Raw genomic sequence first — 19,150 nt, 5'->3', positions numbered from 1 at the left:
ATGAGCCAGCTTCCGAAGGGGCTCTGGATGGCGTGTTTCAGGACGATGCTTCTGATCGGCCATCATCGCAGCACCCTTGCGGCGCCCTTGAAGGCCTGATGGCCCAACAATAATAAATAGGGGAAGGTCTATGAGTCGTTGCCGCCCGCCGGCGTTGCGCAACACCGCGTTGCTGGTCACAGCACTCTCTCTGCTGGGTTTTGCCACACTGTCGGCGCCAGTCATCGCCGCCGAGGCACCTGCCGATGGGGTGTATGCCACCGAATCGGCGAAGGCCGCGAAAAGCCTGATTCTCGATGTGGTCCATGCCGGCACGCGCCTGGTCGCGGTCGGTGACCGTGGGCACATTCTCTATTCCGATGACCAGGGCAAGACCTGGACCCAGGCCAAAGTGCCGACCCGGCAACTGCTCACCGCAGTGTATTTTGTCGACGACAAGCACGGCTGGGCGGTCGGCCATGACGCGCAGATCCTCGCCAGTGCAGACGGCGGTCTGACCTGGACCAGGCAATTCGAAGACCTCAAACGTGAATCGCCGCTGCTCGACGTCTGGTTCAAGGACGCCAACAGCGGCTTTGCCGTGGGCGCGTACGGCACGCTGCTGGAAACCACCGACGGCGGCAAGGACTGGCAAGACGTCAGCGACCGCCTCGACAACGAAGACCAGTTCCACCTCAACGCCATCGCCGCCGTAAAGGACGCCGGGCTGTTTATCGTCGGCGAGTCGGGCAGCATGTTCCGCTCCGCCGATGACGGCCAGACCTGGGAGAAACTCGAAGGCCCGTACGAAGGTTCGCTGTTTGGCGTGATCGGCACGGCACAAGCGCAGACCTTGCTGGCCTACGGCTTGCGCGGCAACCTCTACCGCTCCACCGATTTCGGCAGCAACTGGGAGCAGGTCGAGCTGAAAGCCGCGCGCGGTGCGCTGGAGTTCGGCCTGTCCGGCGGCACGCTGCTTGAAGACGGCTCGATCGTCATCGTCGGCAACGGCGGTTCGGTGATCAGCAGCAGCGATAACGGCGAGACCTTCAGCGTGTTCAACCGCCCGGATCGCATTTCGCTGTCGTCGGTCGCCGCGACCAGCGACGGCAATCTGATACTGAGCGGGCAGGGCGGGGTGCACCTCACCCAGCCAAACGGTGCCGAGACCAATAACAAGAAGGCGGGCCTATGACTTCCTTGATCACTCCCCAGCAGGAAAAGGCGACGGTTCTCGAGCGCCTGATTTTCAATAACCGCCCGGCCGTGATTCTGATCTGTCTGGTGGTGAGCATTTTCCTGTTCTGGCAGGCCACGCTGATCCGGCCGTCGACCAGTTTCGAAAAGATGATCCCGCTGCAGCATCCCTTCATCGAGAAGATGATGGAGCACCGCAACGATCTGGCGAACCTCGGCAACACCGTGCGTATTTCGGTGGAAGCGACTGACGGTGACATCTTCTCCAAGGAGTACATGGAGACCCTGCGGCAGATCAACGACGAGGTGTTCTACATCTCCGGCGTCGACCGCTCCGGGTTGAAGTCGCTGTGGAGCCCGAGCGTGCGCTGGACCGAAGTGACCGAAGAGGGCTTCGCCGGTGGTGAAGTGATCCCGCAGAGCTACAACGGCTCGCAGGACAGCCTCGATCTGCTGCGCAACAACGTGCTCAAGTCCGGCCAGGTCGGGCGCCTGGTGGCCAACGATTTCAAGTCGAGCATCGTCGACATCCCGCTGCTCGAGTCGTATCCCGACCCGCAGGACCAGGGCAAGTTGCTGGCGCTGGACTACCGCCAGTTTTCCCATGAACTCGAAGACAAGATCCGCAACAAGTTCGAAGCACAGAACCCCAACGTCAAGATCCACATCGTCGGTTTCGCCAAGAAGGTCGGCGACCTGATCGATGGCCTGGTGATGGTGGTGCTGTTCTTCGGCGTCGCCTTCGTCATCACCTTGATCCTGCTGCTGTGGTTCACCAACTGCGTGCGCAGCACCATCGCAGTGCTGAGCACGACGCTGGTAGCGGTGGTCTGGCAGCTTGGCTTGATGCACTTCTTCGGCTTCGGCCTCGATCCGTATTCGATGCTGGTGCCGTTCCTGATCTTCGCCATCGGCATTTCTCACGGCGTACAGAAGATCAACGGTATCGCCCTGCAATCCAGCGAGGCCGACAACGCGCTGACTGCCGCACGGCGCACGTTCCGGCAGTTGTTCCTGCCGGGGATGATCGCGATTCTCGCCGACGCGGTGGGTTTCATTACCTTGCTGATCATCGACATCGGCGTGATCCGTGAACTGGCGATCGGTGCGTCCATCGGCGTGGCAGTGATTGTCTTCACCAACCTGATCCTGCTGCCGGTGGCGATTTCCTATGTCGGCATCAGCAAGCGTGCAATCGCCAAGAGCAAGAAAGACGCGAACCGCGAACACCCGTTCTGGCGCCTGCTGTCGAACTTCGCCAATCCGAAAGTTGCGCGCATCTCGGTGGTGCTGGCGCTGATCGCTTTCGGCGGCGGCCTCTGGTACAGCCAGAACCTGAAGATCGGCGACCTCGACCAGGGTGCGCCGGAACTGCGCCCGGACTCGCGCTACAACAAGGACAACAACTTCATCATCAGCAACTACTCGACCAGTTCCGACGTGCTGGTGGTGATGGTCAAGACCAAGGCCGAAGGCTGCTCGCGCTACGAAGCCATGGCGCCGATCGATCAGTTGATGTGGAAGATGCAGAACACCGAGGGCGTGCAGTCGGCGATTTCGCTGGTGACCGTGTCCAAGCAGATGATCAAGGGCATGAACGAGGGCAACCTGAAATGGGAAACCCTGTCGCGCAACCCGGACGTGCTGAACAACTCGATCGCCCGCGCCGACGGCCTCTACAACAACAGTTGCTCACTGGCGCCGGTGCTGGTGTTCCTCAACGATCACAAGGCTGAAACCCTCGATCGTGCGGTGAACGCGGTGCAGGAATTCGCCAAGGAAAACAACAAGGACGGCCTCGAATTCATCCTCGCCGCCGGTAACGCCGGGATCGAAGCGGCCACCAACGAAGTCATCAAACAGGCCGAGCTGACGATCCTGATTCTGGTGTACATCTGCGTGGCGGTGATGTGCATGATCACCTTCCGCTCGTGGGCGGCAACCCTGTGCATCGTCCTGCCGCTGGTGCTGACCTCGGTCCTTGGCAACGCGCTGATGGCGTTCATGGGCATCGGCGTCAAAGTCGCGACGTTGCCAGTGGTGGCGCTGGGCGTGGGGATTGGTGTCGACTACGGCATCTACATCTACAGCCGTTTGGAAAGTTTCCTGCGTGCCGGCCTGCCGTTGCAGGAAGCCTATTACCAGACCCTGAAGTCGACCGGTAAAGCGGTGCTGTTCACCGGCCTGTGCCTGGCGATTGGCGTGTGCACCTGGATCTTCTCGGCGATCAAGTTCCAGGCCGACATGGGCCTGATGCTGACCTTCATGTTGTTGTGGAACATGTTTGGTGCGCTGTGGCTGCTGCCGGCGCTGGCGAAGTTCCTGATCAAGCCGGAGAAGCTGGCGGGGCAGAAGGGGAATTCGTTGTTTGCCCATTGATCTGAGTGGCTGAAATGACTAAGCCGCAACCTTTAGGGGTTGCGGCTTTTTTATGTCCCGGATTCCACGCAGATCAAATGTAGGAGTGAGCCTGCTCGCGATAGCGGTGTGTCAGGCGGTAAATGGTCAACTGATACACCGCTATCGCGAGCAGGCTCACTCCTACAGGGGATTTATGGTGTGTCAGGAGAGTTCGGTGCCGAGCACAACACTCAACGCACTCCGCGCATCATCCAGCTGCACCAGCGTCGCATGCCGGGCGCCGAGGGCGTCGCGATTTTCAATCGCTGTGAGAATTGCTTTGTGCCGAGGCAACGCTAACTCATGCAGATTCGGCCGCTGATTGGAATGCTTCAACGCCTCGGCAATCGCCACCGCGAGCATGTTGCACAGATTCGCCAGCAAATCATTGTGCGTGGCATCGGCGATCCGGCTGTGGAAATCCAGGTCTGGCTGCAACAAGGCTTCCGGCGTCGGCGCCGCTTCCATGCGTTGATACGCTTCATTGATGGCGGCGATGTCGGCATCCGTGGCGTGCTGGGCGGCGAGGGCGGCAGCGGCGGGTTCGATGATGCTGCGCACGCTGGTCAGGACGTTGAAGAATTCATTCTGCGGGCTGCTTTGCATCAGCCAGTGCAGCACGTCCGGGTCGAGCATGTGCCATTCGCGGCGCGCCTTGACCACCGTTCCGACGCGCGGTTTGGAGTACACCAGCCCCTTGGCCACCAGCACTCGCGTGGCTTCGCGCAATACCGGCCGGCTGACCGCGTACTCCTCGCAGAGCAGGGCTTCGGCGGGCAGTTTGTCGTCGGGCAAAAAGCGTCCGGAGACGATCTGCATGCCCAGTTCCTGGACGATGCGCGAGTGCATGCTTTTACGGTCGGAGGGTTTGCGGTAATCCATGGGGAGTGGCGCGATCCTGAGCGATGGAGATGCCGCGCATCATAGCAGGCACGGCGCAATCTTGAGTCGGGCAATGATCGTTCCCACGCTCCGCGTGGGAATGCAGCCCGGGACGCTCTACGTCCCATTTCCGAGCTGGAACGCGGAGCGTCCCTTGAGGCATTCCCACGCGGAGCGTGGGAACGATCGGTGGGGCTGTTAGTGCGAGTGGCGCGGTACTTCGGCGCCACGACAGCCGACCAGGAAGTCGAAGTCGCAACCCTGATCCGCTTGCAGCACATGGTCGATGTACAGCTGACGATAACCGCCCACCAGCAATTGCTGTGGTGGCTGCAGGTCGGCCATGCGCGCGGCCAGTTCGGCATCGGAAATGTCCAGGTGCAGACGCCCGCTGGCGCAGTCGAGTTCGATCCAGTCGCCTTCCTTCACCGTCGCCAGAGGCCCGCCGGCCGCCGCTTCCGGCGCGACGTGCAAGACCACCGTGCCGTAAGCGGTGCCGCTCATCCGCGCATCAGAAATGCGCACCATGTCGGTCACACCCTGCGCCAGCAGTTTGGCCGGCAAGCCCATGTTGCCGACTTCGGCCATGCCCGGATAACCCTTCGGCCCGCAGTTCTTCATGACCAGAATCGAATCCTTGTCGACGTCCAGCTCCGGATCGTTGATCCGCGCTTTGTACATGTCGAAGTTCTCGAAGACCACGGCGCGGCCGCGATGCTGCATCAGTTCAGCGGTGGCGGCGGACGGCTTGAGCACCGCACCCAGTGGCGCGAGGTTGCCGCGCAGTACGCAGATACCGCCGTCGGCGCGGATCGGATTGTCCAGCGTGCGGATCACTTCGTCTTCGCCATAAATCGGCGCGTCTTTGGTGTTCTCGCCGATCGATTTGCCGTTGACGGTCAGCGCGTTCGGATTCGGGATCAGATTGGCTTCGCCGAGGCGACGCAGCACCGCTGGCAAGCCGCCGGCGTAGTAGAACTCTTCCATCAGGAAGCGGCCGGAAGGCTGCAGGTCGACGATGGTCGGCATGCCGCGACCGATGCGCGTCCAGTCGTCCAGATCAAGTTCGACGCCGATGCGCCCGGCAATGGCTTTCAAGTGAATTACAGCGTTGGTCGAACCACCGATGGCGGCGTTGACGCGAATGGCGTTTTCGAAGGCTTCCTTGGTGAGGATCTTCGACAGTTTCAGGTCTTCGCGCACCATTTCCACCGCACGCATGCCGGACATGTGCGCCAGCACGTAACGGCGCGCATCCACCGCCGGGATCGCTGCGTTATGGGGTAGGGAAGTGCCCAGTGCTTCGGCCATGCAGGCCATGGTCGAGGCGGTGCCCATGGTGTTGCAGGTGCCCGCCGAGCGCGACATGCCGCCTTCGGCCGCGAGGAAATCGTCGATGGTGATGGTGCCGGCCTTGACCTGTTCGCTGAGCTGCCAGACCACCGTGCCCGAGCCGATGTCCTTGCCCTTGTGCTTGCCGTTGAGCATCGGCCCGCCGGTGACAACGATCGCCGGCACGTCGCAACTGGCCGCGCCCATCAGCAGCGCCGGGGTGGTCTTGTCGCAGCCGGTCAGCAGCACCACGCCGTCGATCGGGTTGCCACGAATCGCTTCCTCAACGTCCATGCTCGCCAGGTTGCGGGTGAGCATGGCGGTCGGGCGCAGGTTCGATTCGCCGTTGGAGAACACTGGAAATTCCACTGGAAAACCACCGGCTTCGATCACGCCGCGTTTGACGTGCTCGGCGATCTGGCGGAAATGCGCGTTGCACGGCGTCAGCTCCGACCAGGTGTTGCAGATGCCGATGATCGGCTTGCCGTGAAACTGATGGTCGGCGATGCCCTGATTCTTCATCCAACTGCGGTACATGAAGCCGTTCTTGTCGGCCGTGCCAAACCATTGGGCGGAGCGCAGGGTGGGTTTCTTATCAGCCATGATCGATTCTCTTATTGTATGACTATAGTGTTCCAGCGATGGCCTAACATAAGCGCAAATTCGCCGCTTTGGAAGTGTTGTTGCGTAATTAGTATTACTATATAGTCGTTTTCGACGGAGGGATGGCCCTGGCGGCTGTGCAGCGAGAGGCGTCCCCCGAGGTTCTATAAAAACAACAATCGGAGACCGATCTCATGAGCCAGGAATTGCGGCTTATCCGGCGCATCACACTGAAACTGATTCCCTTCCTGATCCTGCTGTACCTGATCGCCTATGTGGATCGCTCCGCCGTCGGCTTCGCCAAGCTGCACATGGGCGCCGACATCGGCATTGGCGACGCGGCCTATGGCCTGGGCGCCGGGCTGTTCTTCATTGGTTACTTCCTGCTTGAAATCCCCAGCAACCTGATGCTCGAACGCTTTGGCGCGCGGCGCTGGTTTGCGCGGATCATGATCACCTGGGGCGCCATCACCATCGGCATGGCCTTCGTTCAGGGCCCGCACAGCTTCTATGTGATGCGCTTTCTGCTCGGCGCGGCCGAAGCAGGCTTCTTTCCTGGCGTGCTGTACTACATCACCCAATGGTTCCCGGTGCGCCATCGCGGCAAGATCCTCGGCCTGTTCATCCTCTCGCAACCGATCGCGATGATGATCACCGGTCCCGTGTCCGGCGGTTTGCTAGGCATGGACGGCATCCTCGGTCTGCACGGCTGGCAGTGGCTGTTCATCGTCATCGGTACTCCGGCGATCCTGCTGACCTGGCCGGTACTGCGCTGGCTGCCTGACGGCCCGCAGCAAGTGAAATGGATGGATCAGGCGGAAAAAGACTGGCTGACCGGCGAACTGAAAAAGGATCTGCAGGAATACGGCCAGACCCGTCACGGCAATCCGCTGCATGCGCTGAAGGACAAACGCGTGTTGCTGCTGGCGCTGTTCTACCTGCCAGTGACGCTGAGCATTTACGGCCTCGGCCTGTGGCTGCCGACGCTGATCAAGCAGTTTGGCGGCAGCGACCTGGTCACCGGTTTCGTGTCCTCCGTGCCGTACATCTTCGGGATCATCGGCCTGCTGATCATTCCGCGCAGTTCCGACCGCTTGAATGATCGCTACGGGCACCTCGCTGTTTTGTATGTGCTGGGCGCTATCGGTTTGTTCATGAGTGCGTGGCTATCGATGCCTGTGGCACAACTGGCGGCGCTGTGTCTGGTGGCGTTTGCGTTGTTTTCCTGCACGGCGGTGTTCTGGACCTTGCCGGGGCGTTTCTTTGCCGGCGCGAGCGCAGCGGCGGGGATCGCGCTGATCAACTCGGTGGGCAACCTGGGCGGGTACATCGGGCCGTTCGTGATCGGCGCGCTGAAGGAATACACCGGCAATCTGGCTTCGGGGCTGTACTTCCTTTCTGGGGTGATGGTGTTCGGGCTGATTCTGACCGGCATCGTTTATCGCGTGCTGGAGCGTAAGCATGTGCTGCCGGTTGAGCAGTTTGCTGCCAGTGCCCGCGGTGCGACCCGTACCTGACCCCGGACGATGATTTACCACCGACCCTGTGGGAGCTGGCTTGCCAGCGATGACGTCGGCCTATCCGACATTGATGTGTCTGACAGATCGCTATCGCTGGCGAGCCAGCTCCCACCGGGATTTGCAGTGTTGCGGAATTTTGACTAAAGGAGAGAACGTATGCATCTGGTGCAATTCGAATTAACCAACGGCGAGCGCCGCGTCGGCGTGGTCGACAACGGTCAGGTCCGTGAAGTGCAGGGCGCGCGCAGCGTGCGCGATCTGGCGCTGGCTGCCATCGAGGCGCGCAACACGCTGGAGCAGCACGTACAAACCCTGGGCTTCGGCGCCGATCACGATTACCCCGAACTGCTCGCCGAACTGCGCATCCTGCCGCCACTCGATCACCCGGACCCGGCGCACATGCTGGTCAGCGGCACCGGCCTGACTCATCTGGGCAGCGCCTCGGCGCGGGACAAAATGCACCAGCAGGCCGGTGACGAAGCGGCCATGACCGACACCATGCGCATTTTCAAATGGGGTCTGGAGGGCGGCAAACCGGCGGCGGGGCAGGCCGGTGTGCAACCGGAGTGGTTCTACAAAGGTGACGGCAGCATCGTCGTGCGCCCGGGCCAGCCATTCCCGCTGCCACCATTCGCTGAAGACGCCGGCGAGGAGCCGGAAATGGCCGGCCTTTACGTCATCGGTCACGACGGCAAGCCCTATCGCCTCGGCTTTGCGGTGGGCAACGAGTTCTCCGATCACGTCATGGAGCGCAAGAATTATCTGTACCTGGCGCATTCGAAATTGCGCAGTTGCAGTTATGGTCCGGAACTTCGCACCGGTGAATTGCCTCAACACCTTGCAGGTGCCAGTCGCATCCTGCGTGACGGCGAAGTGCTGTGGCAGAACGAATTCCTCAGCGGCGAGGCCAACATGTGCCACAGCCTTGCGAATCTCGAATACCACCACTTCAAATACCGGCAGTTCCTGCGTCCGGGCGACGTGCACATTCATTTCTTCGGCACCGCGACGCTGTCGTTCGCCGACGGCATTCGCACCCAACCGGGCGACGTGTTTGAAATCAGTCAGGCTGAGTTCGGCGCACCGCTGGTCAATGGTATCGTGCCGATCGACGCAGTGTTTGCCCCCGACAGCATCGGCACCCTTTAAGGAGATCCCATGACTCAGATTCTCGGTCACAACTACATTGGCGGTCAGCGCAGTGCCGCTGGCAGCGTCAAACTGCAATCGGTCGACGCCAGCACCGGCGAAGCACTGCCGCACAACTTCATCCAGGCCACCGCTGAAGAGGTCGACGCCGCCGCCAAGGCAGCCGCCGCCGCACACCCGGCCTATCGCAGCCTCAGCGCTGAACGCCGCGCACAGTTTCTCGACGCGATTGCCGATGAGCTGGACGCCCTCGGCGATGACTTCGTCGCCGTGGTCTGTCGCGAAACCGCACTGCCGGCCGGGCGCATTCAGGGCGAACGCGGTCGCACCAGTGGGCAGATGCGTCTGTTTGCCAAGGTCCTGCGTCGCGGCGACTTTTATGGCGCACGCATCGATCAGGCGTTGCCCGATCGGCAGCCATTGCCACGCCCGGACCTGCGTCAATATCGCATCGGCCTCGGCCCGGTCGCCGTATTCGGCGCGAGCAACTTCCCGCTGGCGTTCTCCACTGCCGGCGGCGACACCGCAGCGGCGCTGGCCGCCGGTTGCCCGGTGGTATTCAAGGCCCACAGCGGCCACATGGCCACCGCTGAGCTGGTCGCCGACGCGATCATTCGCGCAGCGGAAAAAACCGGCATGCCTGCCGGCGTGTTCAACATGATCTACGGCGGTGGCGTCGGCGAGTGGCTGGTCAAGCACCCGGCGATTCAGGCCGTCGGTTTCACCGGTTCGCTCAAGGGCGGCCGCGCGCTGTGCGATATGGCTGCGGCGCGTCCGCAGCCGATTCCGGTGTTCGCCGAAATGTCGAGCATCAACCCGGTGATCGTGCTGCCGCAAGCGCTGGCGACGCGTTCGGAAACCGTCGCCCGCGATCTCACGGCTTCGGTGGTGCAGGGCTGCGGACAGTTCTGCACCAACCCGGGTCTGGTCATCGGCATCCGCTCGCCGCAGTTCAGCGCCTTTGTGCAGCAGGTCGCTGCAGCGATCGGCGATCAGCCGGCGCAAACCATGCTCAACGCCGGCACCCTCGGCAGCTATGGCAAAGGCCTGGAAAAGCTACTGGCACATAGCGGCATCGAGCATCTGGCCGGTAATTCACAGCAGGGCAATCAGGCGCAACCGCAGCTGTTCAAGGCGGATGTCAGCCTGTTGATCAACGGCGATGAAGTGCTGCAGGAAGAAGTGTTCGGCCCGACCACGGTAGTCGTTGAAGTGGCCGATCAGGCGCAACTCAGCGCTGCGCTGCACGGCCTGCACGGCCAATTGACCGCGACGATCATCGGCGAGCCGGCGGACTTCGAACAGTTCGCCGAACTGACGCCGCTGCTCGAACAGAAAGTCGGGCGCATCCTGCTCAACGGCTACCCGACCGGTGTTGAGGTGTGTGATTCGATGGTCCACGGCGGGCCTTATCCGGCGACGTCCGATGCGCGCGGCACCTCGGTGGGCACGCTGGCGATCGACCGTTTCCTGCGCCCGGTGTGCTTCCAGAACTACCCGGACAGCTTGCTGCCCGAGCCGCTGAAGAACGCCAACCCGTTGCGCATTCAGCGTCTGGTGGATGGCAAGCCATCGCGTGACGCGATCTAAAACCCACCCATGATCCCCATGTAGGAGTGAGCCTGCTCGCGATAGCGGTGAGTCAGTCAATCAAGATGTCGGCTGATACGACGCAATCGCGAGCAGGCTCACTCCTGCAAGGGGACGGCGCGACATTAAGCTATCATTGGCCCTTTCCCCCCCAAGAAAGACTGTTTGCCATGACTGCCCAAACCCTTCTCAACGCCCTCGAACACTGCGGTATGGTCGAAATCGACGGCCTGCACGCCTTCGAATTCGCCCTCGACGAGGACGATAACCTGCACATCGAATGTATCGATGGTCGAGCGGCCAAACATTGGGAATTCACCCCGGCACAAGTCGAGGCTGCCACCTTTGATGAAAAGCTGAAGAACTGGCTGATCATCGGTTACGCCAGCCACACCAAAACCACGGGCGAACACCGCCTGGTCTGCCTCGGCGATGTAGTCAGCAGCAGCGACGATGAGGATGAACAATAATGAAAATGCGTAATTTCTGGCCGCTGCTGATGGCCGGCAGCGTCGGTGCGATGGGCTTTTCCAGCGCCTACGCAGAAAACTTCCAATTGCTGGTCGGCTCGTACACCGCCGGCAGCAGCGAAGGCATTTACCGGATGAGCTTCGACAGCGCCACCGGGCAGATCGCCGCCAAGCCGCTGCAAGTGGTCAAGACCGAAAACCCGTCGTGGCTGACCCTGTCCAAGGACCAGAAGCACCTGTTCGTGGTCAACGAAAACGGTCCGGGTCAGCAGGACCCGGTCGGCCGTGTCAGCAGTTTCGCCATCGATCCGAAAACCCACGCCCTGAGTCTGATCAATCAGGTGCAGAGCCTGGGCAACGAGCCGACCCATTCGAGCCTCAGCGCTGACGCCAGCCATTTGTTCGTCAGCAACTATTCGGTGGTGGAAGATCCGGGCGGCACCCTGGCGGTGTTGCCGGTCGGCGCCGACGGCAAGCTCCAGCCGGTGGTGCAGATGAGCGCGCACCCGGCCAGCGGGGTCAATCCTGAACGTCAGGCGTCCAACCACGTGCACTCGACGGTGTCCTCGCCGGATGGCCGCTACGTGTTCTCCAACGACCTGGGCGCGGACAAGATCTTCATCTATCAATTCGACCCGAAAGCCAATCCGCACCTGCCGCTGACACCTGCCAAAACGCCGTCGGTGGCGTTGCCAGCCGGCAGCGGCCCGCGTCATCTGCTGTTCAGCGCCGACGGCAAACATGCCTGGCTGACCATGGAAATGAGCGCGCAGGTCGCGGTGTTCGACTACAAGGATGGTGTGCTGACCCAGACGCAATTGGTCGACTTGGCCGCCGGTCAGCCGACCTCGGACAAGGCCGGCGCCGCGTTGCATGCCTCGGCAGACGGCAAGTTTCTCTACGTCAGCAACCGGGGCACCGCCAATCAACTGGTGGTGTTTGCCATTGATCCGGCCAGCGGTCAGTTGAAAGAGCTGCAAAAGCGTTCGGTAGAAGGCGACCATCCGCGTGAATTCGCCCTCGATCCGAGCGGGAAGTTCGTGCTGATTGCCAACCAGAAGAGCAACGAGATTGTTGTCGTCGAACGCGATGGCAAGACCGGTCTGCTCGGCAAAACCGTGCAAAAACTGCCGATCGACGCGCCCAGCGACCTCAAGTTTCTGGTGCGACAATAAGCCACAGGCCCCGTTCTGCGGGGCCTGCGTCTTTGTATTAATTACGCTGATAACGGCTAATGCTACAAAAGATTTCAAGCGGCAACCCTGTAGCGTTACGTTTGTTTCACAGCCCGACCGGGCAAACCAAGCAAACGAACACGAGGGTTACCGCCATGAACTTCAATCTCTTCTCCGTTATCGCCGCCTCCGCCATTTCCGCCACCGTGGTACTGCCTGCCGGTGCCAACGTCGAAATCGCCGAGAAAAAATCCCACACCCAGAGCTACACCCAGAAATACCTGCAACAGAGCGCCAACTTCTACGCCGCGCTGGATCACAAAACCCAAGCCTGAAATTCCCGTCACCCTGAAGGGGCTGTCGAAGGCTGCGATCTTTGATCTTCAACATCAAAAGATCTCAGCCTTCGACGGCCCTTTTTTGTGCGCGCAACACCACTGATCGTTCCCACGCTCTGCGTGGGAATGCCTCTAGGGACGCTCCGCGTTCCAATGGGACGCAGAGCGTCCCCGGCTGCATTCCCACGCAGAGCGTGGGAACGATCGGTACGATCAACCATAGCTTTCTTCAAACGTCCGGATAGCTTGGCTAAATAATCAACGAAGCTGATATTTACTATGGCAAACCCTGAGTGGTTGCTACGGCTTTTTTGATTGATTCTGTGGGCATCGAAACCTGCCTACGGGAGAACACCATGGCCAGCGCAATCCTTCACTCCGCCAAACGCGGCGCCTACCTGGCCATTGGTGTGTACCTGGCCGTGGTGCTGTTCGTCAGCATCGCCTCGCAGATGGAGCACAACTTCGACGCGCCCATCGACGTCGCTCATCCCGGTGTCCAGTTCGAAGTGCGCTCGCAGAGCGTGATGGTCGATCGGGCCGAACTCGCAGGAGTCGGCGGCGCATGAAAGGCTACAGACTCTGGGTGATCGCCGGTCTGGCGTTCTTCACCAACGGCACTTCGTTATTGGGTATCGGCCAAGGCTCGGTCGGCGCGCTGGCCCGGGCCATCGAAGTCAATCACAGCATCGCCCACAACATTGAACGCGCCAATACGCTGGGGCTGATGGCCGGAAATCCTCCGGCCAAGGTCGCAGTGGACTTCCTCGGCCCGTTCGAAGTCGATTGCATGGCGCTGGGCATGTGCCAGGTGCTGGCCTGATCGAGCCGCGCTGAGCGTGATGATCGTTCCCACGCGCAGCAAAGGAATGCAGCCCCGGACACTCGGCGTCCGATCTAACGTCGAGCTACTTCTTCATGATCGAGGTAAACAGTTCGGACTCGAGCAACCGTTGCAACCATCCCTGCAACGCCACATACGGCGTCTGCGCAAACCATTCGCGATCGACATGGGCGAACTGGCGAATGAACGGCAGCAGGGCGATGTCGGCGAGGCTGAGCTGATCGCCGAGCAAGTAGTCCTGATCCGCCAGCATCAAGTCCAGCGAGTGGGCGATCATTTCGCATTCCATGCGATAGACCTCCATCGGTTTTTCCGGGTAGCGCTCGGCGTACTTGTAGTGATTCAGTGAGGTCTTGAACTGCGTGTCGTTGGTCTCGATCAGCATGTTCGTAACGAGCTCCGCGCCGGGATCGTTCTTCAGGCGCCAGTCGTCCGGATCATGCTGCTCCAGGGCCCAGTGCATGATCGCCAGGCTTTCATCGATCACCTGGCCATTGGCATTGAGTACCGGCACCGTGCCTTTCGGCGACAGTGCGAGCATCTCGGCCGGTTTGTCCTTGAGGCTGACCTCAACGATCTCCACCGGCACGCCTGAGTAGTGCAAGGCCATCCGCGCACGCATCGCATACGGGCAGCGGCGGAAGGAATACAACGTGTTCATTTCACCTCCAGTGTGCTCAAACCATTGCCTTGGCGCTGCACCTGAATCTGCACCGGGATGCGCTCGTGCATTTCCTGCACGTGAGAGATCACCGCGACCTTGCGGCCCTGCGCCTGCAAGCCGTCGAGGGCATCCATTGCCAATTGCAGAGATTCCGGATCGAGGCTGCCAAAGCCTTCGTCGATAAACAGCGATTCGATTTTAAGCGTGCTCGAGGCCATCGACGCCAGCCCGAGTGCCAGCGCCAGCGACACCAGGAACGTCTCGCCGCCGGACAGCGAATGCACCGAGCGCAATTCATCGCCCATTTCCGTGTCCAGCACCAGCAGGCCGAGCATGCTGCCGCCACGTTTGAGGCGATAGCGTTTGACCAGTTGGCGCAGTTGCACGTTGGCGTGATGCACCAGCAGATCCAGGTTATAGGCCTGGGCGATCTTGCGGAAAGTGTCGCCGGTGGCCGAGCCGATCAACGCACTGAGGCGCGCCCAGCGCTGATATTCGGCATAAGCGCCGGCGATCAGCTGCGCCAGTGCCTGATTGGCGTTCTGCCGGCGCTGGTCTTCCACCTGCTCGGCGCGCAGTTCGGCGCATTGCTGCTCACTGACGGCGAACTGGTTTTGCAGGTCGGCGAGGGCGCTCGCCAGTTGTTCGGCATCGAGGTTGCCGTTGTGTTGTGCCTGATGATCGAGCAGACGCTGGTCGCGCTCCTGCAACAACACCTGCGCCTGTTCGATGGCTTTTTCGTTGTGCTGCAAACGCTGGCGCAATTTGCTGAGTTGCGTGTCGTCGATCTGCAACAGGGCTTCGAGACCTTGGTCATCCAGTTCCGGATGACGGCCCCGCCAATCGGCGATCTTGCCGCGCAGGTCTTGATCTTCGCTTTGCAGCGCTTGCAAGCGTTCCTGCTGCGCCTTGAGTTCAGCGGCGATCTGCACGAGTTGCGTGCGTACGTTCTGCAGCTCCTGCGCGGTAATGGCTTCGCCGCTGCGCGCCTGTTCAACCGCCTGTTCGAGCTGCTGCTGCCATTGCTCGGCGCTGCTGTATTCGCCGAGCAGTTGCGCGAGTTTCTGCTGGCAAGCCTGCTGCTGCTCGGTCAAACCGTTGAGTTGCGCTTCGGCGCTGTGCAACTGCTGGGCGCGGGTCTGCTGACGGTCCTGTTCTTTCTCCAGCGTTTGCTGGCGCTGCAGTTGTTCGGCCTGTTCTTCCTTGTGCTGATCGAGCTGAGCCAGACGCTCAGCGATCTGCCGGTCGAGCTGCATGAACGTCGCGGCCGGCTCCTGGCGCAAGGCTTCGAGGGTATCAGCGGGTAGCAGACTGGCGAACGCGGCGAGTTCTTCGTCGAGACGCTGACGGTCGCTGCTCAGTTCGCGCTGCTGGTTGCTCAATTGCTGCGCGGCTTGCTGATGCGCGGTTTCGGCCTGACGCAGTTGCTGAGTGAGGCGCGCGGCGTCCTGTTGCAGGGTGAGCAGAGCGCTCTGGCGCTGCTCGTCCTGGCTGATGCTCTGGTTCAGTTGCTCGTTTTGCCGGGTCAGCCAGGCGTCGCGCTTGGCCGCGTCCTGATTAAGCAGTTGCGCTGCCAGCGGATGCGCCTCGAGGCTTGGCGCCAAGGCTTGTTGCTGCGCGGCCAGTTGCTCCTGCTGCTGCAGCAGTTCTTTCTGCTGCGCGATCACGCCACCGACTTCGGCGCGCAATTCGGCGAGTTTTTCCTTGAGCTGATCGACCACCTGCTGCGCATTGGCCTGCTCGCTTTCGTCGTGACGACCGAGGCTTTGCAGCAGTGCTTCAGGCTGGTGATACGGATGCTCGTTGCTGCCACAGACCGGGCAGGGCTGGTCATCCTGCAATTGCGCGCGCAACTCTTCGACACTGGCACTGCGCGCCAGACGCTGGCGCTCGAGCAACTCGCGGGTGACGTTGAGGGTTTGCTCGGCGATGGTCAGCTCGGCTTTGTTTTTCACCCCGTCCTGGGTCAGATGCTCGCGTTGTTGCTGGGCGCTGAGCAGGCGTTGTTGCAGTTCGTTGGCGCGCTTGTCGAGATCCTGTTGGCTGGCCCACAGGCGCGACAGATCTTCGAAGGCGCGCAACTGTTTGCGGTTGTCCTGCAGCAACGTACCGAGCAGACCGATCTGTTCGGCGACGGCATCAGGCTCGGCGCCAGCCTCCTTGAACAACACTTCCAGTTGCTGTTTCTGTGCCGTCAAAGCTTCAGCGCTGCGAGCGGCGCTGTCTTCGAGGCTCGCCAGTTCTGCCTGGCCCTGGTTCAAGCGGTTGCCGATCAGCATCAGTTGTTGCAGGCGATCGCGGTAGGCATTCCAGGCATCGCTCAGCGGTGCCAGATGGGCGCTTTGCTCCAGTTCGCTGACGATGCGCTGCAGGCGCTCGGCGGCCTCGGCCTGCTTTTCCTGCAAGGCCTGAATGGCCTGCTGGCCGTCGGTGCAGGCCTGCTGCGCCGCGAGTTTGGCCTCGGTACTTTGCGCGACCTCCTTGACCAGACGGGCGAGGGTGCTGTGTTCTTCGAAAGCCTGACGCAACAGCGGCGCGTTCTCGCTTTGCTGTTGTTGCGCCTGGCTCAGGGCAACTTTCGCGGCCTCAAGGGTTTGCTCCAGCTGCGTCTGGCGCTCGCTCAATTCGACGTGTTGTTGCGTGTGCGCGGCGATCTGCGCGGCCAACGGTGTGAGCAGTGCATCGAGTTCGGTCTTGCGGGCGAACTGGTGCCGTTGCGGCGCCAGTTGCTCCAGTTGGCTCAGCTTGACGCGCTCACCGGCAAGCGCTTGCCATTGCTGCTGCGCGCTGTGCAATTGCTCGGTGGCGGCTTGCTGCGAATCCTGCAACAGGCGCAAATCCTTGAGCCAGCCGTGCTGTTGTTCGAGTTGTTTGAGCTGTGCCTGTTGCAGCTTCATTTGCTGCTGCGCGGCGTTGCAGCGCTCGTCCAGTTCGGCGCGGGCTTCAGGGGCGAGCGGGGTGACGCCGCTGGCCTGATCCTGCAACAGCTTGTGTGCTTCGCGGGCCTCTTTGGTCTTGTCAAAAGCGCGGCGACCGAGGCGCGTGTACAGCGCGGTGTCGGTGAGTTTTTCCAGCAGCTCGCTGCGATCGTTGTCGTCGGCTTTGAGGAACGCGCTGAACTCACTTTGCGCCAGCAACACGGCGCGGGTGAACTGCTCAAAGTTCAGGCCCAGCGCGGCTTCGAGCTGGGTTTTGTATTCGCCTTTCTGGCTGGCGAGCAACTGATCCTGATCGATATCGCGCAGGCTCTGCCGACTGGCCTGCAACTTGCCGCCGGCCTTCTCGCGGGCACGGTTGGCTTCCCAGCGCGCGCGATAACGTCGACCGTCGACACCGACAAAATCCACTTCGGCATAGCCTTCACCGGTACCGCGACGCAACAGAGTACGCGGATCGCCGGTGGCGATTTCGCCGTCGGCGTCGGGGACTTTGGCGTCGCGGCCGGTGTTGTTGAGGCGCGGCACCGCGCCAAACAGCGCCAGGCACAAGGCATCGAGCAGGGTGCTTTTGCCGGCGCCGGTCGGGCCGGTGATCGCAAACAAGCCAGCGCTGGCCAGCGGTTCGGCGGTGAAATCGATTTCGAACGGACCGGCCAGCGAGGCCAGGTTCTTCAAGCGAATGGCGAGAATCTTCATGGCTGCTCGCCCTCCATCTGTACGTCTTGCAGCAGTTCGGCAAAGTCCTTGAGGGTCTGTTCGTCGACCTCGCTGCCATAGTTGTCGAGCCAGGCGCGGCTGAACAATTCCTGCGGGGTGAGCTGGTCGAGTTCGATCAGCGCGCTGCCATCTTCGGCGCCGTCAGCGCCACGGTTGCCAGCGTATTCAGCGGCGATGCGCACCAGGCGCACGGCTTTGCCTTGCAGTGCGGTTTCCACCTGATGACGCAGATCCGGCTGCGGCTCGTCGAGGCGCACGCGCACTTCCAGCCATGGCTGGCGCTGGGTTTCGGCGAGCAGGTCGATGTTCGGCACATCGGCCAGTTGCAGCAGAAGCTCGGCCAGTGGCGCCGGGCCGATGCGTTGCAGATTGACCGAGCGCGGGATCAGCTTCGGCTCAACGCTAACCAACGTTTCACCGTCGAGGACGACATCGAGAATCTGGTGCTGATAACCGATTTCCGAGAACGACAACGGAATCGGCGAGCCGCTGTAGCGAATGCGCTCCTCGCCGTTGACCTTCTGCGGCTTGTGCAGATGGCCGAGGGCGACGTAGCTGATGCTCGCGCCGAACAGGCTGGCGGGCAGGGCTTCGGCGTTGCCGATGATCAGGCTGCGCTCGGAATCCTCTGACACCGAACCGCCGGCCATGTGCGCGTGGCTGATGGCGATCAGCGCCTGACCCGGTTGGCGCTTGGCGTTGGCCGCCTCGATCAGCCATTCATGCACCTGACCGATACCGCGCAAATAGTTGTCGCCCAGATGCGCACCGGTCACTTCAGCGGGACGCAGGAACGGCAGCGCCAGGCACCATGCGGCGATTTCACCGGTTTTATCCGGCAACGGCAGCAGCAGCCGGTCGGCATCCAGTTGCCCGTCATCCAGCCACAACACTCGACCCAGCGCATGAGTGCGCAAACGCCGCATCAACGGAGCGGGCAGCTCGATCCGCGAGCCGGAATCATGGTTGCCGGCGATCATCACGATGGTCAGCAACGGCTGCTGTTCGTGGGCGCTGACGATGAAATCGTAGAGGCGTTCCTGGGCTTTGACCGGCGGGTTGACCGTGTCGAAGATGTCCCCGGCAATCAGCAGCACATCCGGCTGCGCCAGTTGCAATTGGCGCAGCAGCCATTCGAGAAAGCACGCATGCTCGAAATCGCGCTCCTGGCCGTGCAGGTTTTGCCCAAGGTGCCAGTCGGAGGTGTGAAACAGACGCAAGGTGGACTCCGCTAAAAATCAGGTGAAGGCCGCTTGAATATGACGGCGGCAAAATAAGGGAAGTTTACAGATTATTGTCGGGCCAGGGCTGTCGTGGCGATCAATGCTGAAGCAACTGCGTGAGGCGCAGT

Annotated in this window: 15 protein-coding genes; 10 read left to right on the top strand and 5 right to left on the bottom strand. The window is 61.4% G+C overall.

What is annotated here, in order from left to right; translation table 11 throughout:
- The first annotated feature begins 130 nt into the window (after nucleotides 1–130).
- Both ACYYKW_RS12200 and ACYYKW_RS12195 read left to right on the top strand, forming a co-directional pair.
- Nucleotides 131–1,174 (top strand): WD40/YVTN/BNR-like repeat-containing protein, encoded by a 1,044-nt coding sequence (locus ACYYKW_RS12200; protein ID WP_464990231.1) that lies wholly within the window; start codon nucleotides 131–133, stop codon nucleotides 1,172–1,174.
- Complete coding sequence (locus ACYYKW_RS12195; RefSeq protein ID WP_464990230.1) at nucleotides 1,171–3,555, top strand: efflux RND transporter permease subunit; 2,385 nt, start codon at nucleotides 1,171–1,173, stop codon at nucleotides 3,553–3,555. The genes ACYYKW_RS12200 and ACYYKW_RS12195 overlap by 4 nt, the downstream gene beginning before the upstream one ends.
- Before the next feature lie 183 nt (nucleotides 3,556–3,738).
- On the opposite strand, the gene ACYYKW_RS12190 is transcribed toward ACYYKW_RS12195, so the two are convergent.
- Entirely contained in the window at nucleotides 3,739–4,458 is a 720-nt protein-coding gene (locus ACYYKW_RS12190; protein ID WP_336354600.1) for a FadR/GntR family transcriptional regulator, read from the bottom strand.
- Between the two features lie 198 nt (nucleotides 4,459–4,656).
- A complete protein-coding gene (locus ACYYKW_RS12185) occupies nucleotides 4,657–6,393 on the bottom strand; it encodes an IlvD/Edd family dehydratase (RefSeq protein ID WP_090282935.1) in 1,737 nt (578 codons plus the stop codon).
- Between the two features lie 194 nt (nucleotides 6,394–6,587).
- Here ACYYKW_RS12185 and ACYYKW_RS12180 point away from each other — a divergent pair, with 194 nt between their 5' ends.
- The 8 genes from ACYYKW_RS12180 (at nucleotide 6,588) to ACYYKW_RS12145 (ending at nucleotide 13,458) form a co-directional block, all read left to right on the top strand.
- The gene (locus ACYYKW_RS12180) at nucleotides 6,588–7,910 is read left to right on the top strand and encodes an MFS transporter (protein ID WP_093102195.1); all 1,323 of its coding nucleotides are present in this window, start codon (nucleotides 6,588–6,590) and stop codon (nucleotides 7,908–7,910) included.
- 159 nt (nucleotides 7,911–8,069) lie between these two features.
- The gene (araD1, locus tag ACYYKW_RS12175) at nucleotides 8,070–9,062 is read left to right on the top strand and encodes an AraD1 family protein (protein WP_090282937.1); all 993 of its coding nucleotides are present in this window, start codon (nucleotides 8,070–8,072) and stop codon (nucleotides 9,060–9,062) included.
- Between the two features lie 9 nt (nucleotides 9,063–9,071).
- The gene (locus ACYYKW_RS12170; RefSeq protein ID WP_464990229.1) at nucleotides 9,072–10,652 is read left to right on the top strand and encodes an aldehyde dehydrogenase (NADP(+)); all 1,581 of its coding nucleotides are present in this window, start codon (nucleotides 9,072–9,074) and stop codon (nucleotides 10,650–10,652) included.
- Between the two features lie 170 nt (nucleotides 10,653–10,822).
- Nucleotides 10,823–11,122 (top strand): DUF5629 family protein, encoded by a 300-nt coding sequence (locus tag ACYYKW_RS12165; protein ID WP_336354603.1) that lies wholly within the window; start codon nucleotides 10,823–10,825, stop codon nucleotides 11,120–11,122.
- A complete protein-coding gene (locus ACYYKW_RS12160) occupies nucleotides 11,122–12,297 on the top strand; it encodes a lactonase family protein (RefSeq protein WP_464990228.1) in 1,176 nt (391 codons plus the stop codon). Before ACYYKW_RS12165 ends, ACYYKW_RS12160 begins: the two co-directional genes overlap by 1 nt.
- Before the next feature lie 155 nt (nucleotides 12,298–12,452).
- Nucleotides 12,453–12,632, top strand: coding sequence for a hypothetical protein (locus tag ACYYKW_RS12155; protein ID WP_090282941.1), 180 nt, complete (start codon nucleotides 12,453–12,455; stop codon nucleotides 12,630–12,632).
- Between the two features lie 359 nt (nucleotides 12,633–12,991).
- On the top strand, nucleotides 12,992–13,204 hold the full coding sequence (locus ACYYKW_RS12150) for a hypothetical protein (protein WP_093102180.1): 213 nt from the start codon (nucleotides 12,992–12,994) through the stop codon (nucleotides 13,202–13,204).
- Nucleotides 13,201–13,458 (top strand): hypothetical protein, encoded by a 258-nt coding sequence (locus ACYYKW_RS12145; protein WP_090282943.1) that lies wholly within the window; start codon nucleotides 13,201–13,203, stop codon nucleotides 13,456–13,458. The genes ACYYKW_RS12150 and ACYYKW_RS12145 overlap by 4 nt, the downstream gene beginning before the upstream one ends.
- Before the next feature lie 85 nt (nucleotides 13,459–13,543).
- On the opposite strand, the gene ACYYKW_RS12140 is transcribed toward ACYYKW_RS12145, so the two are convergent.
- The 3 genes from ACYYKW_RS12140 to ACYYKW_RS12130 are packed head-to-tail and all read right to left on the bottom strand — an operon-like array spanning nucleotide 13,544 to nucleotide 19,019.
- A complete protein-coding gene (locus ACYYKW_RS12140) occupies nucleotides 13,544–14,140 on the bottom strand; it encodes a glutathione S-transferase (protein ID WP_090282944.1) in 597 nt (198 codons plus the stop codon).
- A complete protein-coding gene (locus tag ACYYKW_RS12135) occupies nucleotides 14,137–17,778 on the bottom strand; it encodes an AAA family ATPase (protein WP_464990227.1) in 3,642 nt (1,213 codons plus the stop codon). Before ACYYKW_RS12135 ends, ACYYKW_RS12140 begins: the two co-directional genes overlap by 4 nt.
- Nucleotides 17,775–19,019 (bottom strand): exonuclease SbcCD subunit D C-terminal domain-containing protein, encoded by a 1,245-nt coding sequence (locus ACYYKW_RS12130; RefSeq protein WP_464990226.1) that lies wholly within the window; start codon nucleotides 19,017–19,019, stop codon nucleotides 17,775–17,777. The genes ACYYKW_RS12135 and ACYYKW_RS12130 overlap by 4 nt, the downstream gene beginning before the upstream one ends.
- Nucleotides 19,020–19,150: the final 131 nt, after the last annotated feature.

The sequence above is a fragment of the Pseudomonas sp. 15C genome, assembly GCF_055484735.1.
The sequence above is the reverse complement of the archived record's forward strand: the minus strand, read 5'-3'. Positions and strand labels throughout refer to the sequence as shown.

Coding starts and splice junctions, on each gene's coding strand:
- ACYYKW_RS12200 (WP_464990231.1), top strand. CDS start 131: ATGAGTCGTTGCCGCCCGCCGGCGTTGCGCAACACCGCGTTGCTGGTC.
- ACYYKW_RS12195 (WP_464990230.1), top strand. CDS start 1,171: ATGACTTCCTTGATCACTCCCCAGCAGGAAAAGGCGACGGTTCTCGAG.
- ACYYKW_RS12190 (WP_336354600.1), bottom strand. CDS start 4,458: ATGGATTACCGCAAACCCTCCGACCGTAAAAGCATGCACTCGCGCATC.
- ACYYKW_RS12185 (WP_090282935.1), bottom strand. CDS start 6,393: ATGGCTGATAAGAAACCCACCCTGCGCTCCGCCCAATGGTTTGGCACG.
- ACYYKW_RS12180 (WP_093102195.1), top strand. CDS start 6,588: ATGAGCCAGGAATTGCGGCTTATCCGGCGCATCACACTGAAACTGATT.
- araD1 (WP_090282937.1), top strand. CDS start 8,070: ATGCATCTGGTGCAATTCGAATTAACCAACGGCGAGCGCCGCGTCGGC.
- ACYYKW_RS12170 (WP_464990229.1), top strand. CDS start 9,072: ATGACTCAGATTCTCGGTCACAACTACATTGGCGGTCAGCGCAGTGCC.
- ACYYKW_RS12165 (WP_336354603.1), top strand. CDS start 10,823: ATGACTGCCCAAACCCTTCTCAACGCCCTCGAACACTGCGGTATGGTC.
- ACYYKW_RS12160 (WP_464990228.1), top strand. CDS start 11,122: ATGAAAATGCGTAATTTCTGGCCGCTGCTGATGGCCGGCAGCGTCGGT.
- ACYYKW_RS12155 (WP_090282941.1), top strand. CDS start 12,453: ATGAACTTCAATCTCTTCTCCGTTATCGCCGCCTCCGCCATTTCCGCC.
- ACYYKW_RS12150 (WP_093102180.1), top strand. CDS start 12,992: ATGGCCAGCGCAATCCTTCACTCCGCCAAACGCGGCGCCTACCTGGCC.
- ACYYKW_RS12145 (WP_090282943.1), top strand. CDS start 13,201: ATGAAAGGCTACAGACTCTGGGTGATCGCCGGTCTGGCGTTCTTCACC.
- ACYYKW_RS12140 (WP_090282944.1), bottom strand. CDS start 14,140: ATGAACACGTTGTATTCCTTCCGCCGCTGCCCGTATGCGATGCGTGCG.
- ACYYKW_RS12135 (WP_464990227.1), bottom strand. CDS start 17,778: ATGAAGATTCTCGCCATTCGCTTGAAGAACCTGGCCTCGCTGGCCGGT.